This window comes from Aminivibrio pyruvatiphilus, assembly GCF_004366815.1.
In the GTDB taxonomy this organism is placed as follows: Bacteria; Synergistota; Synergistia; order Synergistales; family Aminobacteriaceae; genus Aminivibrio; species Aminivibrio pyruvatiphilus.
Genome location: NZ_SORI01000017.1, coordinates 58,383 through 75,276, shown reverse-complemented (window position 1 = coordinate 75,276; position 16,894 = coordinate 58,383). Strand labels below are relative to the sequence as shown.

16 protein-coding genes and 1 other annotated feature are annotated in these 16,894 nt (G+C 57.9%); of the genes, 2 read left to right on the top strand and 14 right to left on the bottom strand.

Going from position 1 to position 16,894, the window contains the following annotated elements; genetic code table 11:
- Positions 1 to 211: 211 nt before the first annotated feature.
- The 6 genes from C8D99_RS11740 to rpsO form a co-directional block, all read right to left on the bottom strand.
- Complete coding sequence (locus tag C8D99_RS11740; protein ID WP_133958506.1) at positions 212 to 2,131, bottom strand: TRAP transporter permease; 1,920 nt, start codon at positions 2,129 to 2,131, stop codon at positions 212 to 214.
- Positions 2,132 to 2,216: 85 nt separating this feature from the next.
- Positions 2,217 to 3,212: a TAXI family TRAP transporter solute-binding subunit gene (locus C8D99_RS11735; protein ID WP_133958504.1), complete on the bottom strand. Its 996-nt coding sequence runs from the start codon at positions 3,210 to 3,212 to the stop codon at positions 2,217 to 2,219.
- A gap of 240 nt (positions 3,213 to 3,452) precedes the next feature.
- The gene (thrS, locus tag C8D99_RS11730; RefSeq protein WP_133958502.1) at positions 3,453 to 5,351 is read right to left on the bottom strand and encodes a threonine--tRNA ligase; all 1,899 of its coding nucleotides are present in this window, start codon (positions 5,349 to 5,351) and stop codon (positions 3,453 to 3,455) included.
- A 45-nt stretch (positions 5,352 to 5,396) separates the two neighbouring features.
- Positions 5,397 to 5,624: a binding site (T-box leader), on the bottom strand.
- A 37-nt stretch (positions 5,625 to 5,661) separates the two neighbouring features.
- A complete protein-coding gene (dut, locus tag C8D99_RS11725) occupies positions 5,662 to 6,102 on the bottom strand; it encodes a dUTP diphosphatase (RefSeq protein ID WP_133958500.1) in 441 nt (146 codons plus the stop codon).
- Positions 6,103 to 6,109: 7 nt separating this feature from the next.
- Complete coding sequence (locus C8D99_RS11720) at positions 6,110 to 8,392, bottom strand: polyribonucleotide nucleotidyltransferase (protein ID WP_133958498.1); 2,283 nt, start codon at positions 8,390 to 8,392, stop codon at positions 6,110 to 6,112.
- A 130-nt stretch (positions 8,393 to 8,522) separates the two neighbouring features.
- Positions 8,523 to 8,789, bottom strand: coding sequence for a 30S ribosomal protein S15 (rpsO, locus tag C8D99_RS11715; protein ID WP_133958518.1), 267 nt, complete (start codon positions 8,787 to 8,789; stop codon positions 8,523 to 8,525).
- A 294-nt stretch (positions 8,790 to 9,083) separates the two neighbouring features.
- On the opposite strand from rpsO, the gene C8D99_RS11710 reads away from it, so the two are divergent.
- Entirely contained in the window at positions 9,084 to 9,764 is a 681-nt protein-coding gene (locus tag C8D99_RS11710) for a response regulator transcription factor (protein WP_133958496.1), read from the top strand.
- A gap of 58 nt (positions 9,765 to 9,822) precedes the next feature.
- Here the strand turns inward: C8D99_RS11710 and C8D99_RS11705 are convergent, their stop codons facing one another.
- The 8 genes from C8D99_RS11705 to C8D99_RS11670 all read right to left on the bottom strand — a co-directional run bounded on the left by C8D99_RS11705 (position 9,823) and on the right by C8D99_RS11670 (position 16,455).
- Positions 9,823 to 11,250 carry a DegQ family serine endoprotease gene (locus C8D99_RS11705; protein WP_133958494.1) on the bottom strand — a complete coding sequence of 476 codons (1,428 nt, stop codon included), beginning with the start codon at positions 11,248 to 11,250 and terminating at the stop codon, positions 9,823 to 9,825.
- An 81-nt stretch (positions 11,251 to 11,331) separates the two neighbouring features.
- Positions 11,332 to 12,111 carry a prolipoprotein diacylglyceryl transferase gene (locus tag C8D99_RS11700; protein ID WP_166670163.1) on the bottom strand — a complete coding sequence of 260 codons (780 nt, stop codon included), beginning with the start codon at positions 12,109 to 12,111 and terminating at the stop codon, positions 11,332 to 11,334.
- A 2-nt stretch (positions 12,112 to 12,113) separates the two neighbouring features.
- Positions 12,114 to 12,779 (bottom strand): RNA-binding cell elongation regulator Jag/EloR, encoded by a 666-nt coding sequence (gene jag, locus C8D99_RS11695; protein ID WP_243833913.1) that lies wholly within the window; start codon positions 12,777 to 12,779, stop codon positions 12,114 to 12,116.
- 39 nt (positions 12,780 to 12,818) lie between these two features.
- The gene (locus tag C8D99_RS11690; RefSeq protein WP_243833914.1) at positions 12,819 to 13,571 is read right to left on the bottom strand and encodes a YidC/Oxa1 family membrane protein insertase; all 753 of its coding nucleotides are present in this window, start codon (positions 13,569 to 13,571) and stop codon (positions 12,819 to 12,821) included.
- A 35-nt stretch (positions 13,572 to 13,606) separates the two neighbouring features.
- A complete protein-coding gene (yidD, locus tag C8D99_RS11685) occupies positions 13,607 to 13,879 on the bottom strand; it encodes a membrane protein insertion efficiency factor YidD (protein WP_133958486.1) in 273 nt (90 codons plus the stop codon).
- Positions 13,876 to 14,274 carry a ribonuclease P protein component gene (locus C8D99_RS11680; protein ID WP_133958484.1) on the bottom strand — a complete coding sequence of 133 codons (399 nt, stop codon included), beginning with the start codon at positions 14,272 to 14,274 and terminating at the stop codon, positions 13,876 to 13,878. Before C8D99_RS11680 ends, yidD begins: the two co-directional genes overlap by 4 nt.
- Before the next feature lie 3 nt (positions 14,275 to 14,277).
- Positions 14,278 to 14,412: a 50S ribosomal protein L34 gene (gene rpmH / locus C8D99_RS11675; RefSeq protein WP_133958482.1), complete on the bottom strand. Its 135-nt coding sequence runs from the start codon at positions 14,410 to 14,412 to the stop codon at positions 14,278 to 14,280.
- A gap of 75 nt (positions 14,413 to 14,487) precedes the next feature.
- Positions 14,488 to 16,455, bottom strand: a complete 1,968-nt coding sequence (locus C8D99_RS11670) for an ATP-dependent DNA helicase (protein ID WP_208321172.1) — start codon at positions 16,453 to 16,455, stop codon at positions 14,488 to 14,490.
- A 107-nt stretch (positions 16,456 to 16,562) separates the two neighbouring features.
- Here C8D99_RS11670 and rpsT point away from each other — a divergent pair, with 107 nt between their 5' ends.
- Positions 16,563 to 16,838, top strand: coding sequence for a 30S ribosomal protein S20 (gene rpsT / locus C8D99_RS11665; RefSeq protein ID WP_133958478.1), 276 nt, complete (start codon positions 16,563 to 16,565; stop codon positions 16,836 to 16,838).
- Positions 16,839 to 16,894 lie beyond the last annotated feature (56 nt).

Below are 16,894 nucleotides of genomic sequence, written 5' to 3'. Positions count from 1 at the left end.
GCGAAGGATGTTATGCCGCTTTCACCGCTCTTCAGTTCGATATGGATTTTCTTCGCCTTTTCCGTCATAATGAACGCACCTCTCTGGTGAAGGGTTGTGTCGTCGTAAACACTACCTTAACACTGTTCTCCGAACAGTCCAGAGAGGTTTTTTATTTTTCAGGGTGCGGATTTAGGCCGAATCTTCTTTGGCGAATCCGATCACGACACGCCTAGGCAGGATTCTCTCCGCTCTTCTTCCTGTCTGCGGAGAACCAGTGCCGGGCGACAAGCACCGCGAAGAAAGCGAAACTCGAAATTCTCAGCATTCTCAGCGGATTGACCATAAGAATCCCCGCCAGAACGAACAGGGCTCTTTCCCAGAAGGGCATATCTCTCCTTAACATTCCGATGATGCCGCAGGAAAGGGAAAACACGCCGATTATGGCTGTGGCTACGTCGAAAAGATACTTCGGCAGTACAAAGTCAATGAAAAGAAGATCGGGGTTGTAGACGAAAAGGTACGGCAGGAGCAGTCCGGAGAGAGCCAGGCCCAGGGCGGCCATGGCCACCTTGAAGGGACGGGCTCCGGCCAGCCCGGCAGCTGTATAGCTTGTAAGGGCCACGGGAGGAATCACAGCAGACATGGTTCCGTAGTAGAAGGCGAAGAAATGGGCTGCCAGTGGATGGACGCCCATCCGCTGGAGCGCGGGAGCGGCGATCGTCGCCGTAATGATGTAGCACGGGGTTGCGGGAAGTCCCATGCCGAGGATAATGGCGGCGATCATGCAGAGGATGAGGGCGGCCCAGAGTTTTCCTCCAGCGAACATGATGACGTTCATGGCAATCACCTGGCCCAACCCCGTCATCCCCACGGCACCGACGATGAAGCCCACAATGGCGCAGGATATCCCCACCGGGGCAGCGCTCTGTGTTCCTCCATCCAGAGCCTCTATGACTTCCCGTATTCCCATTCGGGTGGACCGCTTCAGGGAAGAGACCAGGACAATGGCAAAAAGACCGAGAAAGGCGGAGTAGAGGGGAGTGTAGCCTGCCACGAGAAGGTAGATGATGACAGCGAGAGGAATGGTCATGTGCCCCTTGTCGAGCATGGTCGCCTTCAGCGAGGGAATATCCCGGGGTTCCATGCCCTTCAGGCCTCTCTTCTTGGCTCTCAGGTCCACCATGAACATGATGGCGAGGTAATACAGGAGCGCGGGAGTGAAGCCGGCGATCATGATCTTCACATAGGGAATCCCCAGGAAGGTGCTCATGATGAAAGCGGATGCCCCCATGATGGGCGGCATGAGAATGCCCCCAGTACTGGCAGCCGCTTCAACCGCCCCGGCGAAATGGGGCATGTACCCCACCCTCTTCATGAGGGGTATGGTGAAGGCCCCCGTGGTGGCGACATTTGCCTGGGCGCTGCCCGAAATGCTTCCCATGAGAGCCGAAGCGACCACGGCCACCTTGGCGGGACCTCCCCGGTATCTCCCGGCAAGAGCGAGGGAGAAGTCGTTGAAAAACTCACTGGTCCTGGAGGCTGCCAGGAAAGCGCCAAAAAGGATAAACATGAAAACATAGCTGGAGGAAACCATGAGCGTGACCCCGTAAATTCCCTGGTCCGTGAGAGCCATACGGATGATGATTCTTTCCCAGTTGAATCCCCTGTGGGCAAAGAGCCCCGGGAAGTAGGGTCCGAGACGGGTATAGGCGAGGAAAAGAAGGCTGAGCACTGTCAGGGGGAGGCCTACGGCCCTTCGGCTCGCTTCCACGAGAAGGGCCATGGTGACCACGGCGACCGCAAGATCGGCGAACGTAGCCTGAAGGTTCGTCTGTAGAAGCCTGTCATAAGTGAGGAGCAGCCAGACCATGCACCCCAGGGAGGCGGTGGCCAGCACCCAGTCGGGCATGGACGGTCGTTCCCTGGGAGATCCGGCAAACGCCGGGTAAAAAAGAAAGATGATCGCCATGAGGGTGCCGAGGTGAATTGCATTCATTTTTATGGCAATAAGCAGACCGATGCTGTTCATCCAGAAATGGACAAGGGCTGTGGAAACGGTAAGAACGAGGGCGGCCCTGCCTGCAGTTCCGGACAGTTTTCTCGTTGGGATGGACTCTCCCGGGAGAAGTGCGGAAAGAAGTTTTTTCATCCGGTTTCGCTCCTTCGAAAAAAGGGCGGCATGGGGCAAAAAAGGCCCACGCCGCCCGGATGGCTGGTAATATCCTGCCCTGCAATCAGGGAAGAAGTTCCTGGGGAATGGTCATCCCCATTTCCTTGAAGAACTTCACGGCACCCGGGTGAAGAGGAGCACCGTAAAGGCCGTCCACGGGATTGTCGAAATCCACCTTCGTGAAGGCTGCATGCTCATTCTTCAGGTCTTCTTTCTTGCTGTACACGACCTTCAGCATGTCATAAACTAGCTCTTCGGGCACATCCTTCCCAACGAGAAGGGCGGACTTGATTCCGGCCACCCTGAGTTCCTTCTCCTGGTTGGGATACGTTCCTGCGGGAATGAGCACTGCGGCATAAAAGGGGGCTTCCTTTTTCAATGTTGCGATATCCTCAGGAGAAAACTCGAGCATGTTCACTTCCTGCCGTCCGGCATAAAGCTCAGCCACTGCAGCCACGGGAACGCCGGCTTCGGCGTTGAAGGCATCGAGCTGGCCGTTCTGAAGGGCCTGGGAAGCTTCACTGTAGCCCACGTACTCCGCCCTGATGTCATCGAAAGTAAGCCCCGCGAGAGCCTTCAGCAGAACCCGGCTGCTGAATTCCGTTCCGGAGGCTGCAGGACCTACGGCGACCTTTTTACCCTTCAGGTCTGCCCATGTTTTGATGCCGGAGGAGCCGCTCACCACGAACTGGGTCACATCAGGCCACAGCCCCATGACGTAGCGCAGGTTTTCAATCTTCTTTCCTTCGTACCGGACCGTACCGGTATAGGCAAAGCCTGTGAGATTCGCCATGGCGATAGCCATCTCGGCCTCGCTGCGCTGCATCATGTCAAGATTTTCCACTGTGCCTCCCGAACTCTGGGCGGACCATTTGTATCCCTTGTCCATGAGTGCGGTATTGAAGTGATTGGCGAGAATGGTGCCGATGGGGTAATACGTTCCTCCCGTGGAACCGGTGACGATGGTGACGAACTTGCCGGAGGCAAAGGCAGAACCTGCGGCGGAGAGAAGGAAAAGCGCGATGCAGAACAGGATCAGGATCTTTTTCGTTGACTTCATGCTTCTTCACCCTTTCTCTGATTATGAGGTCTCTCGGTGCTCAAGAGCATTGTTCCGGATCTTAAGCGAAAAACGCATAAAATTGTAGCAGTAGAAGAGAAGGGATTCAAGATATTCCGCTCAATGAAACAGGTCCCGACCATTTGTTACGCCGGGACCTTTGTAAAAACGTTCTTTTATATTAGCACTGCAGATAAATTCCGGATCAGGCTTGTCTCTTGCCGGACATCTTCCCGGTTCTCAGACCTTGATGGGATTGAACTCCGCAGCCAGAACTTCCCTGAACTGGTCCATGGACATAGCGCCCAGATCTCCCCTGCTCCGCTCCCGGGGGGCGACGCCGCCGGACTCTCTTTCCTTCTCGCCCACCACGGCCATGTAGGGAATTTTCTGGGTCTGGGCATCCCGGATTTTCTTGCCGAGTTTTTCGTCCCGTTCGTCCACTTCTACACGGATCCCCGAAGACCGAAGTTCAGAGGCGATTTTCCCGGCATACTCTACATAGTCGCCTGAAACGGGGAGAATCCGCACCTGAACGGGCGCGATCCAGTAGGGGAAAGCTCCGGCGAAGTTTTCCACGAGGATTCCGAAGAACCGCTCGAGACTGCCGAGAACAGTCCTGTGGAGCATCACGGGACGGTGTTCCTTGCCGTCGGCCCCCACGTAGGAAAGGTCGAACTTTTCGGGCATCTGGAAGTCCAGCTGTATGGTGCCGCACTGCCATGTTCTGCCGATGCAGTCCTCGAGATGGAAGTCGATTTTGGGGCCGTAGAACGCCCCGTCGCCGGGGTTCAGCCTGTACTCCGACTTCGTCTCGTCCAGGGCCTGCTTCAGGGCCGTCTCCGCGATAGCCCACTGCTCTTCCGAACCCATGGAGTTTTCGGGCCGGGTTGAGAGTTCCATGGTGTACTTGAAGCCGAACACGTCCCTGTAGATATAATTGCACAGGTTCATGATTCCTATGATCTCGTCCTTCACCTGGTCGGGGCGACAGTAGAGGTGGGCGTCGTCCTGGGTGAAGCACCGGACCCTCATGAGCCCGTGAAGGACGCCGCTCCGCTCATGCCTGTGAACCACCCCGAGCTCCGCCATGCGCATGGGCAGATCCCGGTAGCTCCTCAACTGGCTCTTGTAGACCATCATCCCGCCCGGGCAGTTCATGGGCTTGATGGCGAAGGGCTGTTCGTCGATTTCGGTGAAGTACATGTTCTCCCGGTAGTGATCCCAGTGGCCCGACCGTATCCAGAGATCCCGGTCAAGGATGAGAGGCGTCCGGATCTCGCTGTACCCCCGTTTTGTGTGCTCTTTCTTCCAGAAGTCCACGAGGCAGTTCATGATGACCATGCCCTTGGGATGGAAGAAGGGGAAACCGGGCCCCTCGTTCTGGAGGCTGAAAAGATCGAGCTCCCTGCCCAGGCGGCGGTGGTCCCTGCTCTTCGCCTCCTCCATCCTCCGGATGTACGCCTCCAGAGCTTCTTCAGAAGCAAAGGCGGTGCCGTAGACCCGTGTGAGCATGATGTTCTTTTCGTCGCCCCTCCAGTAGGCTCCGGCCACGGAGAGCAGGCGGAAGTGCTTCACCCAGGATGTATTGGGCACGTGGGGTCCCCGGCAGAGGTCTGCGTAATCGCCCTGGAAATACAGGGACACATGATCCTCCTCCAGATCGGAGATGATCTCCGCCTTATAGGGGTCGTTCTTTTCCCGGAAATAGGCCAGGGCTTCCTCTCTGGTCATCTCCCGCCGTTCCACCGGAATCGCCCTTTTTGCCAGGCGCTTCATTTCCTTCTCGATTTTGGGCAGGTCTTCCTCGGTAATGCCGCCGGGGATCTCCATGTCGTAGTAGAAGCCGTCCTTTATGGAAGGCCCCACGCCATACCGCGTGCCGGGATAGAGTCCGGCCACGGCCTGGGCCATGAGGTGGGCAGCCGAGTGGCGGAGGATGTCCAGCCCCTCTTCAGAGTCGGCCGTAATAGGAGCGATGTCGCCGCTCTCAGTGATCTCGGCGGTCATGTCCACTGGTCTTCCGTTCAGCATCGCCGCCACGGCTCCGCTTTTGACACCCAGTTTCTCCAGTGCTTCCCCCGCCGCTCCCGACGAAAGCCGCACGCTTTTTCCTCCCGGTTCCTTCAGTTCGAACATGATTCTCTCCTCCTCGAAAAAATGAAAAAAGCCCACACATCTCCATCTGGAGACGGCGTGGGCTTGCCGTGGTTCCACTCCAATTCCGGCCTTTAGAAAAGGACGGCGCTCGTAGACCGCTGTAAGGGGCGGACCCCGGCGCCTTGTTCCCGGAGGTTTTTCGGCACCCGCTCAGGGGCGGTTTTCGAAGAATGTCCGCAGGAAACCTTCCAGCCTCGGGTTTCCCTCTCTGGTGCGGTAGAGTTCTTCTACTCTCCCCGTCATCGCATAAACTTATTTTCGTGTCTTATACCTCGAAAAGGCGTTTCTGTCAACTCCTGCCGGTGCTGCCGAAGCCTCCCTCGCCCCTTTCGGAATCCGCCAGGGCTTCCTCTCTCCAGGAGATCCTGGACACCGGGGCCAGGATGAGCTGTGCAACCCTGTCGCCTGCGGATATGGCGAAGGATTCCTTTCCGTGGTTGATGAGAAGCACCCGTATCTCGCCCCTGTAATCGCTGTCGATTGTCCCGGGAGCGTTCAGCACAGTGACGCCGTGCCTGGCCGCCAGCCCGCTCCTCGGCCTGACCTGGCCTTCGTATCCCTCCGGAAGCTCGATCCTGAGCCCCGTGGGTACGGCTGTCCATTCACCGGGAAGAAGAACACAGTTATCGGCTGCCCTCAGGTCGACGCCCGCAGAAAATGGCGTGGCATATTCCGGAAGGGGAAGCTCGTTCGCCCTCCCCTCCCGGACAATCTTTACAGGAACCTCCATGGGAGGTCTATTCCCTTCCTCCGGAGGAATGGCGTCGGGGGCCGCCGCCTCTCCTGTCTCCCCGGTCAGGTCTGCCGCCGCCGTGGGAAGGACGATCCCTGTCGGGAGAAGGATTGGCCTTTGCAGCCGCTGCGAGGGCGGCAATGGCCTCCTCCCGCTCCTTTTCGGCGGGCAGCACGTCGGAAAGGCCCTCGTCGGAAATCCGGGCCTCGTTCTCCAGGATACGGCGCCTGGTCAGGTTCACCCTGTTCATGTCGTCGATTTCCTTGACCATGACCAGGACTTTGTCCCCCACCTTGAAGACGTCGTCCACCTTGGGAATCCTGTGCGTGCTGACTTCACTCACATGGAGCAGCCCTTCCTTGCCGGGGAGGCACTCGATGAACACTCCGAAGGCCATGAGTCTTGTGACCGTGCCGTAATACACTTCGCCGGCCTCGAGGTCCTTCGTGAGACCGCGGATAATGGCAAGAGCCTCGTCCACCTTGTCCTGGGACGAGCCGCCGATGTAGATTTCACCGTTGTCCTCCACGTTGATCTTCACGCCGGTCTTCTGGGTGATTCCCCGGATGACCTTTCCGCCGGGACCGATGACGTCGCGGATCTTTTCGGGGTCGATGGTGGTCATGAAGATTCTGGGAGCATTGGGCGAAAGCTGGTCCGGCGCTGGAATGGCGGCTTCCATCTTCTCGAGGATGGCCATCCGTGCCGCCTTTGCCTGCCCGAGGGCCTGCTCCAGGATACCCCTGGTGATGCCCCCGGCCTTGTTGTCCATCTGGAGGGCGGTCACTCCGTCCCTGGTTCCGGCCACCTTGAAGTCCATGTCGCCGAAGTGGTCTTCGAGGCCCTGGATATCCGTCAGGACAGCAACCTTGTCCCCTTCCTTGATGAGCCCCATGGCGATGCCGGCCACGTGTTTCTTCATGGGAACGCCGGCATTCATAAGGGCAAGGCTTCCGCCGCAGATGGAGGCCTGGGAGCTCGAACCGTTGGATTCGAGGATGTCGGAGACGACCCGCATGACGTAGGGGAAATCCGCCTCCTCGGGGATCATGGAGCGGAGTGCCCTTTCGGCAAGGGCTCCGTGCCCGATCTCCCTTCTTCCCGGTCCCCGCATGGGCCGGACTTCACCCACGGAATAGGGGGGGAAGTTGTAGTGAAGAATGAACCTCTTGGCGGGCTCGTCCTGCTTCAGTCCGTCCAGGATCTGGTCGTCCACGCCCATCATGCCGAGGGTGGTCACCACGAGGGCCTGGGTTTCGCCACGGGTGAAAAGGGCCGACCCGTGGACCCTGGGAAGGATCCCCGTCTCGCAGGTGATGGAGCGAAGCTCGTCCATGGCCCTGCCGTCCACCCGGATACGCTCGTCCACGATGAGAGAACGCATGGTCTTCTTGACCATCTCGTCGATGAAGGCGGCAATATAGTCTCCGCTCTCCGGATATTCTGCCGCAAAATGATCCTGGGCCTTGTTTCTCGCTGCGGAGAGCTTGTCGCCCCGGGGCTTCTTCTCATGAGTCTGTACCGCGTCCCGGATCTCGGCGCCGAGATTGTCGGTGATCCACCGGTCGATGTCGGGGAAGGCAGGCGCCGCGGGCAGAACAAGTTTTTCCCGGCCGATGGAAGCCCGCATCTCGTTGAAGAGGCCGACGATCTTCCTGATCTCGCTTTGGGCGAGGTCAAGGGCATCCACGAGGATCTCCTCGGAAACTTCCCTGGATCCGCACTCCACCATAGTGACGCCGTCAAGGTGTCCCGCAACGAGGAGATCAAGCTCTGAAACCAGCATCTGCTCCTCGGTGGGGTTCACCACGAGTTCTCCGTCAAGAAGGCCGATGCGGACGGCGCCCACGGGGCCGCCCCAGGGAATGTCGGAAATGGAGAGAGCCGCCGACGCGGCGTTTATTGCAAGGACGTTGGGCGGGTTGACCTGGTCAACCGCCAGCACCGTAGCCACCACGTGAACGTCGTGGCGCATGGTTTCGTCAAAAAGGGAGCGGATGGAGCGGTCCACCATCCGGCAGCTCAGAACGGCTGTTTCAGAAGGACGGCCTTCACGCTTGATGAAGCCGCCGGGAATTTTTCCCGCCGAATAGAATCTTTCCTCGAAATCAACAAGGAGAGGGAAGAAATCGATCCCCGTCCTGGGCTTGTCGGTAATGCACGCCGTGGCAAGGATGGTAGTCTCACCGTGACTCGCCACCACGGCTCCGTTGGCCTGTTTGGCCACCTTGCCGGTGGCGAATACGAGAGGCCGGCCTCCCACTTCAACTGAAAACTGCTTTTCCATTCATTGTTCCTCCTCTATATGTCTTTTCTCTTTTTGTATGCGGAGTAAGAATACCATAATCCGGGCCTGGAAAACCAAAAAAAATGCGGGGACAAATGTCCCCGCACCGAATTTTCTTCCGGCCGGCCGATCAGTGCCGAAGCCCGAGCCGCTCGATAAGCGTCTTGTACCGGTTGAAATCCTTGTCCCTGAGATACCTGAGGAGCTTTCTTCTCGTTCCGACCATCTTCAGAAGGCCCCGGCGGGAATGAAAGTCCTTCGTGTGAATCTTCAGGTGTTCCGTGAGGTCGCGGATGCGCTGCGTGAGCATGGCAACCTGGACCTCGGGAGATCCCGTATCCGCACCATGGGTACGGTAATCCGCGATAATACCCTGTTTCTTGTCCTTCTCCAGCATGTTTTTCACCTCAACAAAAAAATCCCGAAACCCAGAAAGGAATCTTTCATCCGTATCCGAGTTTGGGTCGCAAGAATAGTACCATTTCCTCCGTCAGAAAGCAAATAGGCGGCTGCGCTCCGAATATGCTTACTGAATCCGGATTGTTCACAGGGAATGCAGCCTTTATTTTTCAGCAAAATTTCAGATTCAGGGTGACCATTTCATTTTGTCCTCGACTTTTAAATATCTCTGTGCTTTAATTTCTAGAGTTAATAAAACCAGGTTCCCGCCAGCTGAAAGGGAGGGATTTTCGTGCCGCTCCTCATTATCGAAGACAACAGGGATCTCGTCCAGGTTCTTTCGGAAGGGTTCGCTGAAAACGGCTTTTCCGTGGACAGCGCCTTTTCCGGGGAAGAAGGCCTGGAAAAGATCTCCCGGGGCAGCTACGGCTGCATCATCCTGGACATCATGCTCCCCGGAATCGACGGACTCCAGGTGCTTGACACCGTAAGGTCCCAGGGAAACGAAATCCCCATCCTTCTCCTCACCGCCCGGGATACGGTGGAGGACAGGGTGGACGGACTGAACAGGGGCGCCGACGACTACCTTTCCAAACCCTTCGACTTCCGGGAGCTCGTTGCCAGGGTCAATGCCCTTCTCCGCCGTACCGCGGACAGGCAGCACTCGGTCCTCCGCTGCGGCAGCCTCGAACTCGACCCGGTGTCAAGGGAGTGCAGGATAGACGGCAAGCCCCTTTCCCTGAGACGCCGGGAATTCGACATACTGGAGCTGCTCCTCAGAAACGAAAACCAGGTCTTTACCCGGGAAAATCTCATCTCCTCCGTGTGGCGGAAGGAATACAACGGTTCAAGCAACGTGGTGGACGTTCACGTGAAATACCTTCGGGACAAGCTGCGCCCCTTTGGATGCGACACCCTCGTGGTCACGGTGCGGGGAGTGGGATACAAGATGAATTGTCCGGAATACAGCTGACGAAAAGAAATAAAAAAACCCGCCCCTGTCAGGGGCGGGTTTTTTATCCAAACTCCAGTCAGCTTCTTCCCCGTATGGAAACGAAGAAGGTTCTTCCATCCCTCCACACAAGGAGCACCGTTGACCGTCCTCTGCCGGAGGCTACCTTTTCCAGGTCCCCGGGGGTTTTCAGGCGGGTGCCGTTCACTTCAAGAAGGATGTCTCCTTCACGGATTCCGCCGCGGGCGGCGTAGGAGCCTTCCTCAACCGTTGTGACCGCGAGACCTTCACGGTTCTTCAGATTGTGCTTTTTCTGAATTTCTTCTGAAACGGGAGCCACTTCGAGACCAAGGTCCTTGAGCATTTTTGATCCGGCGGAAGCTGCTTCAATAGCAGCCCCCTCGTTGCCCGGCATCTCACCGAGGGTAACCGGCACATCGATCTTCTTTTTCTGCCGGATGATACCCAGGGTGACCTTTTCTCCGGCAAGGCGCTGCCGTATTTTTGACACAAACTCCTGATTGTTCTTTACCTTCTCACCGTTGACGGTAAGAATAACGTCTCCCCGCTGAAGACCTGCTTTTTCCGCCGGAGAGTCGGCCAGAACGTCACTCACCACGGCCCCGTTCTCTTCTTCTATTCCATAGGCTTCCGCAAAGTCACGAGTGAGGGACTGGATGTATACGCCAAGCCATCCTCTTTTGACACTGCCGTAGCGAATGAGATCATCCATGACCTGTTTTGCCATGTTCACGGGGACCGCGAAACCGATGCCCTGGGCATAGGGAACGATGGCGGTGTTGATGCCGACCACCCGGCCGTTGAGATCGATGAGAGGCCCTCCGCTGTTGCCGGGGTTGATGGCTGCATCAGTCTGAAGGAAACCGTCGAAATTCACCTTTCCGGCGTGGATGCTGCGGTTTTTGGCGGAGATGACGCCGACGGTTACGGTATGCTCGAGACCGAAGGGATTTCCGATGGCCACAACCCATTCACCTACTTCGCTTTTGTCTGAATCACCGAGTTCGAGGACAGGGAAATCCTTCCCGTTCCCGTCGATTTTCAGAACGGCCAGGTCAAAGGTGGGATCCTTGCCCAGAACTTTTGCTTCATGGACTTTTCCGTCGGAGAAGGTGACTGTTATCTTGTCCGCTCCGTCCACAACGTGATTATTGGTAAGGATGTGCCCTTCCCTGGAAACGATGAATCCCGATCCCCGCCCTTTCATTGGGACAGTACGGGAAAACCGCCTGAATTCCTCGCCGAAGAACTGCCTGAAAAAGGGATCGTCGGCAAAAGGATGGACCGGCCGGGTTACCATGGCCTCCACATCGATGTTCACCACCGCCGGGGAAAGTTCCCGGGCGATTTTCGCCACGGGATTGCCCGAAAAGGGATCCTGGGCAAAAGCGGGCGCCGAGGCGAGAAGAGCCGAAAGGACAAGAACGGCAGCTATGAGCGCTTTGGATGTTCCGAAAAACTGTGATCTTCTGTTTGCTGGTTTCATGGTGTTTCACCCCCGAAATCGTTTTTTCTTATTGTATTCGGAAGGAGCGGTAATACATCGTTTTTTTTACGTATCCCCGTTTCAGCATTTCTTTCGCTCCCTCCGGAAAAGGAGAGAAAATGCGAGCCAGAGACTACCTGCTGCGAGAACGGCGAACAGGATAAGCCGGGCCCCCCTGAGTCCTGCGGTTCCATACTCGGCCCTGAAAGGATCGGCAACAATCCGGAGAAGGGCGTACAATACCATGAAAAGAGGCCAGAGAACAGCTCCCCGGATGCGCCTGTCACCGCCGAAGCTGAGGCGGGTCTGCTCTGTCCACTGGAGTGCGGCGCCGATGAAGAGGGCTCCGAAGGCATAATACAGCTGTGTCGGATGGCGGAGCACCCCGGCAGGATCTCCCGAGAATGCGACAGCCCATGGAACGGACGCTGCCGTTCCTCCGCAGCATCCGTTGAGAAAACATCCCCATCGGCCCAGGGCAACCGTGAATGCCGCAGGCACGGCGGCACTGTCCGCGGTAACCCACACCGGGATGCCCCGCTTCCATGAAGCGACAATGCCTGCCGCTCCGGCGCCGAGAAAGGCGGGAACGGCGGAGAGCCCTCCTTCCCAGAAACGGAGAAGCCGCCATGGTTCTGCGGAATAGATTTCCCGGAATTCCACAGCCGATCCGGCCCTTGCGCCAATGAGCATGCCGGCGAAGGAGAGGGCGATGATAACCCTGGCGTCATCGTCGTGCACTCCGTAGAGCTCCGTCATCCTTCTCCTGGTCAGAAACACCGCGAGACACAAAGCGAAGGTCCACAGCACATAATAGCTGTGGACCTGTATTCCGCCGATTTCAAAAAGAACAGGGCGCACCTTCAGGCGCGCCTCCGTCCCGGGCGCCGCGCCGGGCCCGATGAGGAACGGGCCGGAGCTACGGGCCAGACGACAACCTTCCTGGAGGGAGCTTCTCCCACAGATTTGGTTTCCACAGTGCTGTCGTCCTTGAGAGTCATGTGGATCACCCTCCGCTCCCAGCTGGTCATGGGCTCGAGGTAAGTGGGCTTGCCCCGCTTCACCGACTTTCTGGCCGCGGCAAGGGCAAGGCGCTGAAGGCTGAGCTCCCTGCGCTCCCTGTAGCCGTCGCTGTCAAGGTAGATCCTCTCCCCCTCGTCCACTCCCCTCGTCATGAGGTTCAGCAGAAATTCCATGGATTTGAGGGTTTCACCGTATTTTCCTATGATGATCCCCGCATCCTGGCCGGTAAGGTTGATCCTGTTGTCATCAGACAGTTCCGGGATGATGTGGAGTTCCATCATCTCCAGGAGGCGGGCCGCCATGGCCTTTCCCCGGAGTGCCGAGAGCGGCGCCACGGGTCGGGCTTCCACCCGGAGCTTCCTCCCGAGGAGGCCGAAAAAGCTCTTTTCCTCCTCAATCACCTTGACGGCAACATCCGAGGGATCGAGCCCCCACTGGCCGGCTGCCGCTTTCCGGGCTTCTTCCACGGAGGGAACGTCGAGGACGAGAACTTCGTTATCGTTCACAGCAATCCTCCTTTCAGGAGAGGAAGGGGCGATCAGTCTTCAGTCGCCGCTTTTCGTAGGCTTGTCCTTGAAAAGGGCCGGCTTCTGCTGCATTTCCGCCGCCGTTTTCCGTGACATGCGAAGCTGCTGGACCACGCCGAGCAGGGATGAAACACCCCAGTAGAGAAGAACGCCTCCCGGAAGACTGAGACAGATGAACGTGAGGAAGAGAGGCATGAACCAGTTCATCATGGCCATCTGGGGATTTCCGCTGGCGGTGAGCTGCTGCTGGTACCACGTCAGGAACCCGATGCCCGCGAGAAGAAGGGTATTGGCGAGATAGACCCCGATGTTCAGGAGCCCTGCCGGGTTCGCCATGATGCCGTAAGCCACCGCCATGATGCCGAGTTCCTCCTTTTCGACAGCCAGGCCGAGTGCATGCCCGAGGGTTGAGAGCACCGAGCCGTCGAGCTGGATTCCGAGGAAGGAGACACCGGAAAAGTCATAATTCGTCAGCACCTGGTAGAGAAGGATGAACACGGGAAGCTGCACCAGGAGGGGAAGGCACCCGGCTGCGGGATTTACCTTGTTTTCCCTGTAGAGGGCCATCATTTCCCTGTTGAGGGATTCCTTGTCACCTTTGTACTTTTCCTGAAGCATTTTGATGCGCGGCTGGAGTTTCTGCATCTTCTGCATGCTTGCCATCTGCTTCTGCGTCAGGGGGTGCAGAAGAAGCCTGACGATGAGCGTCAGCGTAATAATTGCGAGGCCCCAGGACCCGGTAAAGCCATGGACAATCTCCATGAGCCTCATCATCAGGTCTCCACCCAATTTCCAGATTGAACCCACTATCGATCACCTTCCTCGGAGATATAAGCCCCGCTGTTATCAGACCGGGGCGGCACGGGGTCGTATCCCCCCGGATGCCACGGGGCACATTTTCCTATCCTTTTTGCTGCCAGAAAAACACCTTTCAAAAAACCGTGTACCGCCATCGCTTCTGCGGCATACTGCGAACAGGAGGGATAAAAGCGGCAGTTATGCCCGAGAAGGGGCGAAACAAAAAGCTGGTAGCCTCTGATGAGTCCAATGCCTATCCGGGAGGCGGCGCTCACGGTCATTCCTTCCTTCCCTCTTCGGTACAGTCCCAGTCGGGGCCGGGCCATCCCCCGGCCATTATTCCCCGGTTGCCGAGCGCCCGGGCAAGATCGTAATACACTTCTCTGGCGCCTGCGTTCATTCCCCCGGTCCGAAGGGAGGCTACAACCCATACGCCCGCCTTCATCCACGGCAGAAGGCGGCGAAAGCCTTCCTTCAGAATCCGCCGTCCCCTGTTTCTCTCGTGAGACTTTCCCTGGCGCTTCCCCACGGCGAACCCCACGCGCGTCCTGCCGTCGGGAGCCTCCAGAAACAGCAACCGCACCAGCTCGCCTTTCAGTCGGTTGCCGGTGCGGAAGACAAGGTCATACTCCCACCCTCGTTGAAGGCGCGAAGACCGGGGAAAAGGAAATCTCAACGATTACACGGCCAGCCGTGCGCGGCCCTTTCTCCTGCGGTTGCGCAGAACCCGCCGTCCTGTCGGAGAGCTCGACCTGGCGAGGAAGCCCATCTTTCTTTTCCTCGGTCTGTTGTGGGGCTGAAACGTCTGTTTCACGATGACACCTCCCAATGGCAATAAAGAACATAAGCCGCTTTTCAACGGCTTCTTTTTTTCAGCCTTGATACTATATCACACCGATCCGGCGGGAGCAACAGATTTTGCGGCAAGGTTCGAGGAGACTACAAGGCGGCGGTATTTTACCTGCGGCAGAGCCGCCGGAATGTTCCAGTCCCTTCTCTGGAGTACCCTCCCGTCAATGATGGCGACCCTGCCCCTGTCCTCACGTGAGCGGATAAGCCTCCCGGCAGCCTGTTTGAGGAGCATTTTTGCCTCGGGCAGGATTGTCCTCGAAAAGGCGGCGCTCCCTTCGAGAGCGTTCCGTGCCTGGACAAGGGGATCCCCGGGATGAGGGAAGGGAATCCTGTCGATGATGACCTGGGTCAGGCCGTCCCCGGGAATATCCACTCCCTCCCGGAAGGAGGCGCTTCCGATGAGTACCGATGTCCTGTCCTCCCTGAACATCTTGAGCAGATCCGACCGGGGCAGCTCCCCCTGGACAAGAACGGTGTAGCTTCTCTCCTTCCGCCGGAGCGTCCCCGCCGCTTTCCCGAGGAGGCGCAGGGAGCTCAGCAGGACGAGGGTGCTTCCGCCGTTGCTCTCCACGAGTTTTTCTATAACCGAACAGACCGTATCGTCATAGGCCGGATTCATAACGTCCATACCGGTATCCACCACCAGGATTTCCATCTGGCCGGCCAGGTCGAAGGGGGATCCGGCGATAAAAAACCGGGTGGGCTCGATTTTTGTTTCCCGCATCCAGTAATCCCACTTTCCTCCCGCGGTAAGGGTGGCCGACATGAAGAAAATCGAGTCCGGGGCTCCGGAGAGAAAGCTGTCAGCCAGTTCCGCAAAGGGAGCGGCGGGAGCGCTGGCAAGAGAACGGCCTTCCTTCCAGTACGCCCAGGATGGATAGTTTTTCACCTCGGTGCACCACTGGAGGGCATACCGAACCCGGCGAAGCTCCTCAGCCCATACCGCCGCGGCGGACTGCCCGGGATCCGGTTCATCCTGCTCGTCCACGAGAGGAGCGAAGAGCCTCAGAAGCTCCAGCACCTTCTCCGAAACAACCGCCTGCTGGTACCTCAGCTCTTCGCAGGGCCCGGTGAAGGATGCCTTTTTCGCCGGCACCTTGACCTCGAGCAGGTCGAAGAAACGGGCCGTCTCCTGACGTATTTCTCCCGACAGGGCGGCGATCCTTCCGGCGGATGAACCATGCTCCAGGAGCGAAGCTCCTCCCGACACGGCACGATGCCGGAGCAGCCTGGAAAAGTCATCGGCGGAAACCGACATGGCCATGGAGGATCTCGCGGCCTCGGGGATCCTGTGAGCCTCGTCGCAGATCAGGATGTCGCAGGAGACGGGAAAGGGCTTTCCTGCCCCGAGCAGGTAGGAGAAAAAGAGGTGGTAGTTTGCCACGACCACGGACCAGTCCTGGGCCTCCCGGAAGGCCTTCCGGGAGAAGCACCTGTCCTTGAAGGGGCAGCGGAAGCCGAGACAGGCTCTCGAAGAGGCCGCCACTGCCGCCACCGCCGGAGAATCAGGGGGCAGGTGCAGTTCCGAGAGATCCCCCGTCTCCGTGGTCTCGAGCCACTGGGTGATGAGCATTGATGCAGCACCTCCGTCCCCGAAGGAGAGAAAACCTCCCCTGCCGCTTTCCGAGGCCTCGGCGGCCCTGACCAGGCAGGCGTAGTTTCCCTTCCCCTTCAGAAGCCCGAAGGGAAGGGAGAGCCCAAGCACCCGGTTGAGGGCGGGAAGGTCTTTGAGGATAAGCTGCTCCTGGAGGGGAATGCCTGCGGTGAGGAAGAGAATTTTCTTTCCCGAGGCCGCCGCTTCAAGCATGGCAGGGATGAGCAGGGCAAAGGTCTTTCCCACTCCCGGGGGCGCCTCGGCGGCGAGAACCTCGCCCGGTCCTCCGAGAAGAGTTTGCCGCACCTCCTCGGCAAGGTCCGCCTGCTGCTTTCTGTATTCAAAGGAGGGGAATATCCCGGCGAGCCGGCCGGCAGGGCCGAAGAAGTTCTCCATTGGGGGTATGTCCATCACGTTTTTCTCTCTTCCTTTTTTTCGGGACATTGTTTTCCATCCCTTGCTAATATAACAGAAATCGTGCTAGAATGTCGTGGTTCTGGCGGGAGGAGGTGAGGTTCATGCCCAATAAGAAGTCCGCAGCGAAAAGGATGAAAACCAGCGAAAAGAATAGGCTCTACAACCGTTTCTGGACGACGCGCTGCAAGAACGCCGTGAAGAAAGTCCTTGAAGCTGTTGAAAACAAGGATACGGCCCTCGCTGAGAAGCGTCTTGCCATCGCCCAGAGCGTCATCGACAAGGCGGTTGTCAAGGGCGTTATGCATGGAAACACCGGTTCCAGAAGAAAGTCCATGATCACGAACAGGGTGAAAACCCTTTACACTCAGTCGGCCTGATTTCTCACCATTACGGCACGGCAGGGCATTGCAAGCTGAGCGGACAGACGTCCTCT